Origin of the sequence: Paenibacillus donghaensis, from assembly GCF_002192415.1 — a bacterium.
GTDB classification, from domain to species: domain Bacteria; phylum Bacillota; class Bacilli; order Paenibacillales; family Paenibacillaceae; genus Paenibacillus_AQ; species Paenibacillus_AQ donghaensis.
The window spans coordinates 3,305,217-3,319,313 of the sequence record NZ_CP021780.1; the positions used below are offsets into that span (position 1 = coordinate 3,305,217).

Consider the following 14,097-nt stretch of genomic DNA (forward strand, 5'->3'; position numbering starts at 1 on the left):
TCCTCCCTTGAGGTCTCTATATTTCTGCATCTGGATCGGGCTGCAGCTCGGGCGCAGGCTCTGCATCCGGAAGCCGGTCGGTGACGGGCAAGATCACCGTTACCTGGGTGCCGCTGCCCAACTCGCTGTCCAGCATCAGCTTGCCGTTATGCAGCTCCACAAGCTGCTGGGAGATGGCCAGGCCGAGGCCGGTGCCTCCGTTTAATGCATCTACCTGGAAGAAACGGTCCCGTACTCTCTCCAGATGGCTCTCGCTGATTCCAATTCCGCTGTCCCTTACCGCAATTGCAGCCTCGTGGCTGTTGTGCGGCAGGGCGGACAAGACAATGCTGGAATCCTCATGCGAGAATTTGATCGCATTATCCACCAGGTTAAGGAAGACCTGCTTCAGCCGGTTGGCATCCCCTTTGACATGCAGCTGCTCATCGCATTCCAGCAGCAGCCGGATGCGCTTCTTCTCCGCCTTCGCCCACACATTAAGAATCGTCTCCTGCAGCAGCACCTTAACGTTCACAACGCCAATATTCAGCTTCATCTCATTCTGCTGCAGCTTGGAGAAATCAAGAATCTCCTCTACCAGACCAATCAAACGATCGCTTTCCTTGGAGATGATGCTCATGCCAAGCTTCGTCTCCTCGGGATCATAACCGCCCGAGACCAAGGTCTCGCTCCAGCCCTTGATGCTGGTCAGCGGAGTACGCAGCTCATGGGAGATCGAGGAGATGAAGTCATCCTTAATCTGGTTGCTGCGGACAATTTCCTGTGCCATGTAATTGAGCGTGGAAGCCAGGTCACCAATCTCATACTTATAGTCGCCTTTGATGCGCATATTAAAGCGCCCTTTAGCCATCTGCGCAGAGACTGCCGTAATGTTATTGAGCGGCTTGACAATAGAATTCGCCAGTCCGAAGCTGAATAACACGACAATCGCCATTACCGCTGCCCCAATAGCGGCGGATACGAGTGTAATATTAAACAGATCGCTGTTTATGCGTTCAACGGAAGTCATATAACGCAGCACATAGGTGTCACGCCCATGAATGGTGAGAACCTTGGAGACGGCCATCACACTTTCGTTGGTGCCCGCCTGCCGTCCTACCCAGCGGCCAAAGTCGCCGCCCAGCGCTTCCGGGACATCGCTGGTCGTGATTGTACGGTCCGGCTGGAATCCGGTCGTACTGGTAATCACATCCCCTTTGAGCGATAGAATCTCTAACTCAGTGAGGTCCATTTTGAAATGCTTCAGCAGTCCCTGCATCTGAGAGGACGACTCCGCACCGCCGGGGACCAGATAGGTCTGATAGTATTCATCCGCCGCCGTAATGTACGAGTTGATCTTCTGGTACACACTGTCATAATAATACGTTCGGATGGCCAGCAGAAAAATGACTTCTACCAGGAGAAGCGCCATAAAGACTACAAGAATGTAGTGCAGTACAATTTGTCTGCGCATCCCCTTCTTAATCATTGGCCTTGGCCTTTCCATTTATAGCCGTGCCCCCATACGGTCTGCAGATATTCAGGCTCTGACGGATTATTTTCGATCTTCTGGCGCAGGCGCCGGATGTTCACATCCACAATCTTGGGATCACCCATATACTCCTTGCCCCAGACATGATCAAGCAGCAGATCACGGCTAAGCGGGGTGTTCTCCTTCTCCAGGAAGAACTGGATCAGCGAGAATTCAGTAGGCGTCAGCTCAATCGCATCGCCGTTACGCTTGAATTGCTTGGCGATCAGGTCCAGCGTAAAGGGGCCTGAATGAAAGGAGACCTTGGCTGACTGCTCACGGTGAACATTGACCCGGCGCAGCAGCGACTGAATACGGGCGATCAGCTCGGTTGGGCTGAACGGCTTGCTGACGTGATCATCTGCCCCGACTGATAAGGCATATACCTTATCCTGCTCCTGTACTTTGGCGGTCAGGAAAATAATCCCCAGCCGTTCATTGGTTTCCCGGATACGTCTGCAGACCTCAAACCCGTCAATGCCAGGCACCATTACGTCAAGCAGGGCAATATCAATATCCGGAATGGTGGTCAGCTTGTGCAGCGCTTCATTGCCTTCCGCCGCCTCTACTACCTCAAACCCGTTTCGTTTCAGGTTGATTACGATAAAACTGCGGATGGATTCCTCATCCTCCAGGATCAGAACTTTACTCATCGATTCCCTTCCTTTCAATGGGGGAGGCAATTTTGTTGCTGTCCGCCCTGTTTGTACTCTGCTGTAGTTCACCACGGTAGCCAATAATCTTGTTCGCATCACTGCCCAGCAGCTCCCAGCCGTTGTTCTTGGCCCGGTCCCATTCCAGCGGTGAGAAGAAGCTTAACTCCGCCACCGTCTCGCCTGTATCGGACATCACAAATTTCAGCGACTTGTCCATGACCGACTTCGTATCCACGGTAACTCTGCCATGCCACTCAGGGTCAAATTGAATTTTAAAGCGGTCCAGTGGATCACGATATTGCTGGGACACAAAGGTTAATCCGGCCTTGCCGTCCCACTTATAATAGGAATTGAAATACGGGATGTCTTCGGGATCGAAATACTCCCAACCCTTAGGCGGTTCCAGCAGCCCGATTTCGATAATTCCGTCCTTGTCGATATCCTCGCTGTCGATCAAGCGGTCTTTATAGGTTCGTGAATCGCCGGGTATGACCACCTTCAGCTTGTTGTTCTCCATGATTACCATGTTGGTGTAGGCGGATTGGGAGTCCACAGCAGCGTCCAGCACAATACCTTCTTGATCCTCGGCTACTTTACCTGCGACAATATTGTAATAATTCTTAAAATACGGGTCCAGCTCCAGCTTATCCAGCAACTTAAAGCCATCATCATACTGGTAAGTGGTTAAGGTGGCGAATTCATTACGTTTGAAATAGACAACCGTAACATCCTGGATTCCATCCTCATTCAAATCACCGATGATATATTTGGAATAAGGCCATGCCTGCAATTCCTCAAGCGAACCGCTCGAATAGCTGTAGACCACCACGCCTTTTTCCTCGCCACGAGAATAACCTGTAATGATATCCAGCTTCCCGTCCCCGGTCACATCCTTCAGATCGACCGACTCCAGCAGCGTGCCAACCCCGTCAAAAATCAGCTTCCGTACCCAGGTATCGCCCTGCTTCTCCAGAATCATACCGTGAATCTGCACGGCTTCCCCCGGAGTTTCATAGAAGACCAACGTTTCCATGATTCCGTCCTTATTGAGATCCTCGGTAAAAATCGAGCTGTCATCGTCATTGGATGGACGGATCAGGGAGGAACCGGTAGGCTTCAGCGATTCTATCGCAGCCATCAATGTGGCTTTGTCAGCGGACAGCCTGGGCGCCTTCATCTTGGAGGCCGGGTCGCTGATGAAGGTGCAACCGGGCAACAGGGATAACGTCAGTGATAGGATCACGACACGCGTAAGTCCTGGCAACTTCAACTCCATCACTCATTTCTGTGTGCCTTAATAATCATATTAATACAGGTTCGCACGCTCCTGGGACGTGAGTCTGCGCCCTTTAACATCATGTTTGATTCTGCCGTCTTCAAGCACCCAGAGCCGGGTGGCATACCGCTCTGCCAGCTCAATCGGCAGTACGGTCACTATGATAAGCCCCGTTTCCTTGCATAACTTGCGCAGGGTCTCCATCACCTTCTCCGCTGACTTCGGGTCCAGACCCGTCACCGGCTCATCGGCCAGGATCACCTTGGCGCCATGGACCAATGCCCGGGCAATCGCCACACGCTGGCGTTCGCCGCCGCTCAGCTGGCTTGTCTTCAGCTTGGCCTTGTCCAGCAGTCCGAGCGCATCCAGCTCGTCCATTGCGCCCATATAATCATCCGAGCGCACCATTCCTGTAATCATCCGCCAGAGCGGGGTCTGCGAGGACTGGCCGATCAGTACATTCTTAAGTGCAGTACGGTTGGGATTCAGCTCCGCATTCTGCTCCAGATACGCCCACTCACGGCGGATCTTACGCTTGCCTCCCAGGAAATTGCCGTGGATATCGGTGCCATCCACTCTGAAATTACCTCTGTCCCACTTCTCCCGCAGCGCCAGACAGCGCAGTAAGGTCGACTTGCCGCTGCCGCTGCCTCCTAGCAGACCGACCAGCTCGCCTGCTTCCAATTGAAAGCCCACGTCACGCAGCACCGGGATTTTATCCTCGCCAACGGCTTTGGCTAAATGTTCAACTGTAATCATAAGTTCAGTCTCTCCTGTCTTCATCTCTACTTCTTATAGTGTACTCTGAAAGCGAGATCAAATTCCATGCGAGCACTCGTTCTTATCTTAACTCAAATGTCTTTCCGTTGCGAGAATAATAAGCCAAGCAGGCCAAAGAGAAGGTAAAGGCCCCCCATCAGCCCGAATACAAACCCTCCCTTGCCCCATTGCAGCACCAGCCCGCCGATTCCCGGACCCAGGATATTGCCGAGACTGAAATGGAAGGAAGCTACTACATTGGCGGCCGAACCGATCGCTGGCAAGGCCGAGCGGAAGCTGGAGCAGCAGCCCGCCAATACCGGTAAATGGCAGCAAGGCGGCAATCTGGTCGGTGCTGTAGCCGATGCGCAGACCAGACACCGGGAAGCTGCTGTTCAGGCTGGCTTCCATATAGCCGTATAAAAGCGCAGGAATCAAGGCATACCATGCGAGAGCATAACTGCGGCGGAAGATGAGTCCTCCTATATAATACAGTAGTTATACAATCTCATGCGAAAAGGCAAACAGAGAACATTATAGTGGACAACCTTCTTCAAAACAAGAGATAATATATAGAAATGACGGATTTATTGGGGGTGCCTGCTTCATGGACTATGAATTAAAAATCGATGTCTCGCCGGTTTACGAGCTGCTGGACAGTTTTATGTTATATGTGACAAGAAAATGGATCATCAATCTCGATATGGGACCCGATTGGGTTCAGGAGGTCGAGAGCCGGATTCCGCCCCATGTGGTGGCTTCGCTGATGCAGGCTGCCCAGTGGCCCCTAGATGATTACGATGTGCTGTATGCGCTGGCTTACACCCGGGGTCCTGCTGCCAAGGTGCTGCAGTTCCTGGAGGTGATGGAAGCTGTCTCGCTGGAGGAATGCATGCATTCCGTTACGCCGTTTATTCCTGGCTTCACGATGGAGGACTGCACCCGCATCAAGCTGGGGTATATCCCGCTGCTGCGTCTGTGGCATGAACATTACTTCCGCCGGGTGGAGCACAAGATTTTGCCCCTGCTGATTGAAGATGCTTCCGAGAAAAAGATGCTCGAAAGCAAAATGGCGCCGATGGCGCTGATCGAATATGCCTCCGGCGGCGTGGTCATTGAGGACATCCCCGATCTGCGGACGATTGTGCTGCTGCCTACATACCATAACCGCCCCATTAACACTTACTGCTTCTACAAGACATTAATGATTGTGCAGTATCCGGTGGATGTCCCGATGGAAGATGAGGCTGAGCCGCCTACGGTCCTGCTGCGGATGACCAAAGCCCTCTCCGACCCTACCCGGCTGAGGCTGCTCCGTTATGTGGCACGCGAGCCCAAGACGCTGTGGGAGATGCAGTCGGATCTGGGCCAGTCCAGCGAGATGCTGATGCACCATTTGCTAATGCTGCGGGTGGCCGGACTGCTGCGGATTCATCTGCGCGGAGACAGCGACGAGCGGTTCAGTATCCGCCCGGACGGGGCTTCCGAGCTTCAGATGTTCCTGGAGTCCTATATTCGTTTATAATTAAGATACAGCTGAAGATACAAGGAGTGAGCAGCATGAAATTTATTACACAACAAGTCATTTTTGATCTGGATGATACCCTTGTCCACTGCAACAAATATTTCGATCTCATTCTGGGGCAATATTTCGAATTCATGAGCGACTGGTTCAGCGTCGAAGGCCCTACCACACAGGAGCTGCGCAACAAGCAGGTTGAGATCGACGTGGAGACGGTCAGCACCAGCGGTCTGGCCAGTGACAATTTCCCCAAATCACTGATTGCAACCTACCGCTTCTTCTGCGCCAAATACGGACGCAAGCCAGACCCGTATCATGAGCAGCAGCTGATGAAGCTTGGAATGAGTGTCTACGACCAGGAGATCGAAGCTTATCCCGGCATGGTCGAAACGCTGGATTCCCTGAAACAGGACGGCCACCATCTGTATTTGTATACCGGCGGCGACGATACAATTCAGCAGCGCAAGATCCAGCAGATGAAGCTGGACGCCTATTTCGACGACCGGATCTATATCCGCCAGCACAAGAATGTAGAGGCACTGGAGAACATCCTGAGCAGCCATCAGTTCGACCGCAAGGTTACCTGGATGATTGGCAACTCCCTGCGGACAGATGTGCTGCCAGCCCTCACCGCCGGAATCAACAGCATCTATCTGAAGCAGCAGAATGAATGGCTCTACAACCTGATTGAGCTGCAGCGTGAAATGCAGCAGTCAGTACTGACCATCTCCTCCATTAATGAGGTGCCTCCGGTTATCCGTTCTGCTGCCCGGCTCACCCATCACGGCTGAGGTTCAGTACCACGCAAGGTGTTAGAAATGGCATAGGCAAGTACGGACAGGTCTGATAATCTATTGCAGTATGATTCCATCCTGTGCCGGAGGTAAGCCATGAATAATAGAAACGGGCGCAAGCAGGCCCCCAGCTACACCATCCCAATGCTGTTGGCTGTAGCCGGAGTAATCCTGCTGGCCGCAGCCCTTTATCTAATTACAGGGAACAACAATGACCTGGAGGATCTGCCGAATTATACGGATGTCAAAGGCACGATCGTAGTCGATGGACTGAAATACGAGAAGCAGCCACATCTGGGCAGTCCTGATGCCAAGATCAAGGTCATCGAATTCGCCGATTTCAAATGTCCTGCCTGCAGGAAATGGACGGACAAATATCTCGACAGCTTCATTAAGGATTATGTAGACACGGGTAAGGTAGAATTTTTCTTCATGAACTTTGCATTTCTGGACCGGGATTCCTATCTGGCAGCCAGTGCCGGTGAGGCTATTTATCAGCAGAGCAACGAGAAGTTCTGGGAGTACTTGCACAAGCTGTATGCCAATCAGGGCGATGAGAGCGAGATCTGGGCTACCCAGAAATTCATCCTGAAGTTCGTGAAATCCAATATGGATGGCATCGATTACCAGCGCTTCAAGCAGGATCTGGAGAACCAGACTTATATGCTGGACGTGAAAGAAGATTTCAAGATCGCCGGCTCCTATGGCGTCAATGGCACTCCCAAGTTTATGGTAGACGGAGTACTGCTGAAGGACTCCAAATACGAGACCTTAACGGCTGCGATTGAGTCACAGCTGGCCAAGGCCGGGAAGTAGCCCAAATAGTCGTTATTGTTAGATTCTTAGCAGGACCAGACCCCATATGATAATCTAAAGTTCAACTTATATAGCAAGCATTTAGTAGGTTGCCGCGGAACGTTCGGAGCAAATAGATGCGAAAGTGCAACTAAATTTGGCTGAACCTCCCACCAGCGGACGAATAAGTGCGATTGTGCAACTAATTTTGGGTAAATCAGCCCTTTAACGCTCAAAAGATGATATTAGATGCGTTATCGCACTTATTTCCTCCAAAACGCTGAAAATCCACCAATTAGATGCAGAATCGCAACTAAATTAATGGTTCGAACTTAGGTAATCACCATGGTCCTGAATCTTCTCTATCATCAAAAAGAATCCAAAAGAGGGTGACCCCTGGCCAGCACATGGCTGGAGGTCACCCTCTTTTGCTGATGAAATTTATATATCAATAAGTCCAATATGGATGGATTGAGTTCACTCCACGTTCAGCTGTCCCGTGCTGGCATTGCCAAGCACCAGCTTGCCTTCTATAGGAGAACCGTCTGCAGCCGCAAGCTTCAGCTTGCCGGTTTTGCCTTTCTCCAGCAGCGCTTTGACCTGAGAATCCGTGAGGCTGCGCCCATGCGTCTCTTTCCAGATCACAAACTTGCAGCCTTCCTTATAATGGGAGCAGCCGTAGCCTTTGCGGCCCATGAAGATCATCCCACCGCAGCCCGGGCTGGGACAGGCCCCGATAATCTTCGGGCCGCTGTCCGTCGCTTCCGCAGAGCCGACTGTACGGGCCGGCGCCTTGGCGGCTTGTGCCCCAGGCTCCGCTCGTTTCCTTGCGGCCGGCTTGGCCGCCGCCCCACTGGCTGCTCCGCTGCTGCCGCGTCCCTTCGCTCCCGCCTTCGTAGAAGGCGTCTCCCCTTCAAAGGCTGTCTTCGCGGCGCGGGACTGCACCCGCACTTTGTCTACGATCATGGAGGCGAACTTCTTCACGTTCTCCATGAATTGGTCATCGGAGGCAGAGCCTCTGGAGATTTGATTAAGCCGCCGCTCCCACTGGCCGGTCATCTCCGGCGAGGTCAGCAGCTCGATCCCCGCTCCGCGGATCAGCTCAATGACCATCCGGCCCTTTTGGGTCAGGGCGATTTTTTTACCCTGCATTTCGACGTATCCGACATTCTTCAGCCGTTCAATGGTTGCCGCACGGGTGGCCGGAGTGCCCAGACCCGAATCCTTCATCGCGTCCCGCAGCTCTTCATCCTCAATCTGCTTGCCTGCGCTCTCCATCGCTTTGAGCAGCGTTCCCTCCGTATAATGCTTGGGCGGCTGGGTATCCTTCTCTTTAACCACCGCATCATTGCAGACCACCGCTTCCGAAGCTTGAATCGAAAAAGGCTCGTTCACCTCCACCTCTTCCTCTTCTTCATCATCCTTGCCTTTGCCCTTGGCCGGCTTGGCCTTGTCCTTCTTCTGGTCGGCATAGATCACCTTCCAGCCCAGGCTAAGCAGCTCCTTCACCGTCGTCTTGAACTTCTCCTGCTCCACTTCAGTAATGACCGTATGGACCTTATATTCGGCTGCAGGATAGAACTGGGACAGAAAGCGGCGCACGATCAGATCATACAGCTTGGCTTCATCTGCGCTAAGGCCCGAGGCCTTGCGGTTGGTTGGCAGAATGGCATGGTGATCCTCAACCTTGGACGGATTGCAGATAAACTTGTTGCCTTTATGCACCAGACTGCGGTTTGCCCCTTTCACCCATTCGTCATAGGAGGTACCCTGCAGCGCGGATAAGGTTTTGTGCATCTCCGGAATGTTCTGCTCCGTCACATAATTCGAGTTGGTCCGGGGATAGGAGATCACCTTATGTTTTTCATAGAGCGCCTGGGCCAAATCGAGTGTTTTTTTAGCTGAAAAAGCATATTTGCCGTTCGCCTCCCGCTGCAGCAGCGTTAGATCATACAGCTTGTTCGGATATTCCTTGGTCTCCTTGACCTCGTAGGATGCGATCACACCCGGTTTGCCCTTCACCTTGGCGGCAAGTGCTTCTGCTCTGGCCCCATCGGTCAGCTTGTCTCCCTGCCACATGCCTTTATAGGCTACTTCCCCTTGCGTGAAATGTCCCTCTACCTCAAAAAACTTCAGCGATGAGAAGCTCTCTATCGTCTTCTGACGGTCATAAATCAATGCAAGCACCGGCGTCTGAACTCTGCCCACCGACAGCAGCACATTATGTTTGGTTGTAAAAGCTCTGGAACCGTTCATTCCAATCAGCCAGTCGGCTTCGCTGCGCGCTTTGGCCGCTTTGGTCAGGTTCTCATATTCCGCCCCGTCCTTCAGCTCCTGAAACCCCTTGCGGATCGTCTCCGGGGTCAGATCGGAAATCCACAGCCGCTTCACAGGCTGCGCAAGCTTCAGATGACGCTGGATCAGCGAGAAAATATGCTGTCCTTCCCGCCCCGCATCACAGGAGTTGACCAGCTGATCACAACGTTTGGCCAGCTCTCCTATCACCTTCAGCTGATCGAGAGTCCGCGCATTGGGCACCAGCTTGAATTGCTCGGGGATAATCGGCAGATCATTGATATTCCATTTCTTATATTTGGCATCATAGGCTTCCGGCTCCGCCAGACCGATCAGGTGGCCGATGGCCCAGGTGATAATATACTGTTCCCCTTCCAGGTAGGAACGGTGGTTCTTGGCCTTCGGTTCTATTGCGGCTGCGATATTGCGCCCCATGTCCGGTTTCTCCGCAATAATAAGTATCTTCAACAATAATCGCTCCTTACCTTTTCGTTCTTTATTCCATCAAGTTCACATTCCACAGAAGTTTATTATAACATTAACCGACCGATTTTTAACGCTGGCTGATTTGAGAGATGAAATAAAGACCCGCTCCGTTGAGAGAGAACCCCTTCAACCGCAAACATTTCCATTTCAGGGGAGTACTATATCTTTTTGATTCAGGAAAAAAAATATATATATAAAATACATCATAATTGCGGGCAAACATATGAAATGTTGAGGTCAATCTGCCGAAGTATGAGTATAACCCTTCACGTTAGGTAGGACCAAAATTACACATAAAAAAACGTGAAGAGGATTAGAACCATTTGAACCAATTTTAGGGGGAGCCTGACCATGAAGAACTTATTTGAGCGCATTACACAAGCACTATTGTCCCGTTCCCTGCAGAGAAGAATGATGATGATCTTCTCCATCATGCTTATCCTGCCCATTCTCAGTGTGAGCTACTTCTCTTACGCCAGTTCCAAGCAGGAGCTGGAGCTTAAGATGCAGGAAACCACACGGTCGAGCGTGGGTCTGCTGAACACCACGATTCAGGAGATGGTAGGTTCGACTGAACGCAATATTTCACAGCTCAGCCAGCAGATCTCTTCACCGGAAGTCAGCGGCAAGCCCGCAGAAATACGGACGTTGATTGAACTGTTCGTCAAGGAACACCCTGAACTGGAGATCCTTACTGTGGGAAATAATAACGGAGACTGGATGAAAGCACCCGACCCGGGTGCTCAGGAGTATGATCCACGAACCCGCGACTGGTACAAGGCTTCCATGAATAATCCGGGCGAAATCACAATTATTGACCCCTTCGCTTCGGCTACAACCGGCAATTATAATCTTTATGTCTCCAAGACACTGACTGACGGCCAGGGCGCACTGACAGCCAGTATTAATCTGGCTCACCTGGGAGACGTAGTTAAGCAGATCAAGCTGGGCAAGGACGGCTATATTTATATAGCCGACCGCAATCATAAATTCGTCTCACATCCGACCAAAAAAGCGGGTGAGGATATAGCCCCTGAAGTCATAAAGCTGCTGGAGAATGGGAATGGTGAAATCGCTTATGTCAATCCGGATACCGGAGGCCAGATGCGGGGCTTCTACACTACCGATGAAGCGACTGGTTTCATTATCGTGGGCGTACTCGCCACTGAGGAATTCTCGGATGCATCCCTGCCTATCCTGTACACAGGCCTGACGGTGCTCGGCATCGCGTTGGTGGCGGCTCTGGTTCTGATGTATCTGGCGGTCCGCACCATTACGAAGCCGATCCTTGTGCTCAACCGTTCTGCGCGCCGGGTCAGCGAAGGCCATCTAAACGAGCAGATTCAGATCAAACGCAAGGATGAGATCGGCCAGCTGGCCGAGAATTACAATCTGATGGTCAGTTCGCTGCGCGGCATAGTGGTTGGTATTTCGGAAACCTCGGGCCAACTATCGGCCTCCAGCCAGGAGCTGTCCGCGACCACCGAAGAGAATTCACGGGCTGTAGAATACGTCACCGAGCTGGTGCAGGATTCACTCACCGGAGCGGAGACTCAGACTGCAGCTATGGCAGAAACCTCGCGGGCGATGGAGGAGATGTCTTCCGGCATCCAAAAGATAGCCGAAGCTGCCGCTTCCATCGTAGACTCCTCGGGGGATACCATTCAAGATGTGCAGACAGGCAACCTCAAGGTAGAGCAGGTCAGCCGTCAGATGGATGCCATCCGGGAATCAACCCTCTATTCCTCCGGGCTGATCGGACAGTTGAACGGCCTCAATGCACAGGTTTCGGAGATGAGCTCCGCGATTTCCAATATCGCCGTTCAGACCAATCTGCTCTCGCTGAATGCCGGAATCGAGGCTGCCCGCGCCGGTGAACATGGCAGAGGGTTCGCTGTGGTAGCCACAGAGGTAAGGAAGCTGGCTGACCAGTCCAAATCCACGGCAGGCAGCATCCAGGAGACGATTGAGCAGATGACCGAGCTGATCAACCAGACCTATGATGCGATCCACCACCGCGTATCTGCCGATGTAGAGCTGGGAATCCAGGTGACGACAGAAGCCAAGGAAGCTTTCAGCAGCATTAAACAGTCCACCTCCAAGATTAGCGGGCAGATTCACGATATCTCGGCCATCACCGAGCAGATGTCTGCAGGAGCCGAAGAGATCGCCGCCTCCGTCCAGGAGATAGCCGACATCTCCCGCACTACTTCAGATGCCTTCCAGAGTGTCACTGCCGCGACGGAGGAACAGCTGGCCTCCATGCAGGAGATCACCAGCTCATCCAACGAGCTGTCCGCCATGGCCGGTGAACTGCAGCAGAAGATTGAACACTTTAATCTTGAAGATTAGAGCTGTGTTTCATGCAAAAAGCCGCCTCCCCCGTGCAAACGGGGGAGGCGGCTTTTAAGGTTGCTTGACCACTTATACAAGCACCGTAGAACCCATCAGGTATTTGTCTACTTCACGCGCAGCTTCGCGTCCTTCATTAATTGCCCAGACCACAAGGCTCTGGCCACGACGCATATCGCCTGCCGCAAAGACTTTGTCCACATTGGTGTTGAACTTGCCGTAGCGCGCCTTCACATTCGTGCGCCGGTCTGTGTCCAGCTTCAACTCCTGCACAATATCCTGCTCCGGTCCATCAAATCCAATTGCGATCAGAGCAAGCTGAGCCGGATAGACAGCTTCTGTTCCCGGTACAGGCTGGTAAATCTTGCGGCCAGTCTCATCCACCATCCGGCGGATCTGCACGGTGTGAAGCTCCTTCAGGTTGCCTTCATCATCACCGACAAACTTGGTGGTCATGATTGAGAATTCACGTGGATCATCGCCAAACAGTGCCTTGGCTTCCTGCTGCGCGTAATCCAGCGTATATACATTCGGGAATTGCGGCCATGGGTTCGCCAGCGGATCACGCTCCAGCGGTGCCTTGTCATGGGTACCGAATTGGGTAATGCTGTTGCAGCCATGACGCAGTGAAGTCGCTACGCAGTCAGAGCCCGTATCCCCGCCACCCAATACGATAACATCCTTACCGGCAGCAGAGACATAGTTGCCATCCTCCAGGTTGGAGTTCAGGTAGCTCTTGATCGTACCGTTCAGGTAATCCATCGCATACATAACACCTTTAAGGTGGTTGCCTTCGACATTGAATTGACGGGCCTTGGTAGCTCCTCCGCATAATACCACGGCATCATATTCATCAACGAGCTGCTGAGCCGGTATATCCTTGCCGATTTCGGTATTCACCACGAAGTTAACGCCTTCGGCAGCGAGCAGGTCCACCCGCCGCTGAACGACTCTCTTGTCCAGCTTCATGGTAGGAATGCCGTAGGTAAGCAATCCGCCGATCCGGTCGCTGCGCTCGTATACAGTCACTGTATGGCCGGCTTTGTTCAGCTGTGCTGCCGCTGCCAGTCCTGCGGGACCCGAACCCACGATGGCTACGGTTCTGCCTGTACGTTTCTCCGGCGGAGATGGTATAACCCAGCCTTCCTCAAACCCTTTATCGATAATTGCCAGCTCAATCGTCTTGATGGTGACCGGCTGACCAATCAATCCTACAGTACAGGAACCTTCACAAGGCGCAGGACAGATGCTGCCGGTGAATTCAGGGAAGTTATTCGTCTTGTGCAGGCGCTCCAGCGCTTCCTTCCAGAGACCCCGGTACACCAGGTTGTTCCACTCGGGAATCAGATTATGCACAGGACAACCTGAGGTTCCGCCCGCCATGTCGATTCCGGTATGGCAGTATGGAGTACCGCAATCCATACAACGGGCACCTTGTGTGCGAAGCTCTTCCTCTGATAGATGATGATGAAACTCTTCCCAATCTTTGACGCGCTGCTCAGGATCACGGTCACCCGGGAGCTGGCGTTTATACTCCATAAAACCTGTTGGTGTAGACATATTTACGTATCCCCCATCCGTTCTCTTCTGTAGATGTATAGTACATTGTAACCCTCTGCGTCATTATTATGGCAAAAGCCGCATCATGCGGT

The 14,097-nt window shown here is 52.4% G+C and carries 10 protein-coding genes and 1 pseudogene; 4 read left to right on the forward strand and 7 right to left on the reverse strand.

Annotated elements, in window-relative coordinates; genetic code table 11:
* Positions 1 to 16 precede the first annotated feature (16 nt).
* The 5 genes and pseudogenes from B9T62_RS14315 to B9T62_RS40720 form a co-directional block, all read right to left on the reverse strand.
* Positions 17 to 1,468 (reverse strand): sensor histidine kinase, encoded by a 1,452-nt coding sequence (locus B9T62_RS14315; protein WP_087915875.1) that lies wholly within the window; start codon positions 1,466 to 1,468, stop codon positions 17 to 19.
* Complete coding sequence (locus B9T62_RS14320; protein WP_087915876.1) at positions 1,465 to 2,163, reverse strand: response regulator transcription factor; 699 nt, start codon at positions 2,161 to 2,163, stop codon at positions 1,465 to 1,467. The genes B9T62_RS14315 and B9T62_RS14320 overlap by 4 nt, the downstream gene beginning before the upstream one ends.
* A complete protein-coding gene (locus tag B9T62_RS14325; protein WP_211296460.1) occupies positions 2,156 to 3,430 on the reverse strand; it encodes a hypothetical protein in 1,275 nt (424 codons plus the stop codon). Before B9T62_RS14325 ends, B9T62_RS14320 begins: the two co-directional genes overlap by 8 nt.
* Before the next feature lie 42 nt (positions 3,431 to 3,472).
* A complete protein-coding gene (locus B9T62_RS14330) occupies positions 3,473 to 4,201 on the reverse strand; it encodes a phosphonate ABC transporter ATP-binding protein (RefSeq protein ID WP_087915877.1) in 729 nt (242 codons plus the stop codon).
* Between the two features lie 92 nt (positions 4,202 to 4,293).
* Positions 4,294 to 4,672 (reverse strand): annotated as a pseudogene (locus B9T62_RS40720) (MFS transporter); the annotation flags it as partial.
* A gap of 136 nt (positions 4,673 to 4,808) precedes the next feature.
* Here B9T62_RS40720 and B9T62_RS14340 point away from each other — a divergent pair.
* From B9T62_RS14340 to B9T62_RS14350, 3 genes are all read left to right on the forward strand, one after another.
* Entirely contained in the window at positions 4,809 to 5,726 is a 918-nt protein-coding gene (locus B9T62_RS14340) for an ArsR/SmtB family transcription factor (RefSeq protein ID WP_087915878.1), read from the forward strand.
* A gap of 35 nt (positions 5,727 to 5,761) precedes the next feature.
* Complete coding sequence (locus B9T62_RS14345; RefSeq protein ID WP_087915879.1) at positions 5,762 to 6,514, forward strand: HAD family hydrolase; 753 nt, start codon at positions 5,762 to 5,764, stop codon at positions 6,512 to 6,514.
* A gap of 99 nt (positions 6,515 to 6,613) precedes the next feature.
* Positions 6,614 to 7,333, forward strand: a complete 720-nt coding sequence (locus B9T62_RS14350; RefSeq protein WP_087915880.1) for a DsbA family protein — start codon at positions 6,614 to 6,616, stop codon at positions 7,331 to 7,333.
* Between the two features lie 456 nt (positions 7,334 to 7,789).
* On the opposite strand, the gene B9T62_RS14355 is transcribed toward B9T62_RS14350, so the two are convergent.
* Entirely contained in the window at positions 7,790 to 10,075 is a 2,286-nt protein-coding gene (locus B9T62_RS14355; RefSeq protein WP_087915881.1) for a type IA DNA topoisomerase, read from the reverse strand.
* A 369-nt stretch (positions 10,076 to 10,444) separates the two neighbouring features.
* On the opposite strand from B9T62_RS14355, the gene B9T62_RS14360 reads away from it, so the two are divergent.
* Positions 10,445 to 12,445, forward strand: a complete 2,001-nt coding sequence (locus B9T62_RS14360; RefSeq protein WP_087915882.1) for a methyl-accepting chemotaxis protein — start codon at positions 10,445 to 10,447, stop codon at positions 12,443 to 12,445.
* A 72-nt stretch (positions 12,446 to 12,517) separates the two neighbouring features.
* Here the strand turns inward: B9T62_RS14360 and B9T62_RS14365 are convergent, their stop codons facing one another.
* Positions 12,518 to 14,005 (reverse strand): glutamate synthase subunit beta, encoded by a 1,488-nt coding sequence (locus B9T62_RS14365; RefSeq protein ID WP_087915883.1) that lies wholly within the window; start codon positions 14,003 to 14,005, stop codon positions 12,518 to 12,520.
* Between the last annotated feature and the right edge of the window lie 92 nt (positions 14,006 to 14,097).

Coding starts and splice junctions, on each gene's coding strand:
- B9T62_RS14315 (WP_087915875.1), bottom strand. CDS start 1,468: ATGATTAAGAAGGGGATGCGCAGACAAATTGTACTGCACTACATTCTT.
- B9T62_RS14320 (WP_087915876.1), bottom strand. CDS start 2,163: ATGAGTAAAGTTCTGATCCTGGAGGATGAGGAATCCATCCGCAGTTTT.
- B9T62_RS14330 (WP_087915877.1), bottom strand. CDS start 4,201: ATGATTACAGTTGAACATTTAGCCAAAGCCGTTGGCGAGGATAAAATC.
- B9T62_RS14340 (WP_087915878.1), top strand. CDS start 4,809: ATGGACTATGAATTAAAAATCGATGTCTCGCCGGTTTACGAGCTGCTG.
- B9T62_RS14345 (WP_087915879.1), top strand. CDS start 5,762: ATGAAATTTATTACACAACAAGTCATTTTTGATCTGGATGATACCCTT.
- B9T62_RS14350 (WP_087915880.1), top strand. CDS start 6,614: ATGAATAATAGAAACGGGCGCAAGCAGGCCCCCAGCTACACCATCCCA.
- B9T62_RS14360 (WP_087915882.1), top strand. CDS start 10,445: ATGAAGAACTTATTTGAGCGCATTACACAAGCACTATTGTCCCGTTCC.
- B9T62_RS14365 (WP_087915883.1), bottom strand. CDS start 14,005: ATGTCTACACCAACAGGTTTTATGGAGTATAAACGCCAGCTCCCGGGT.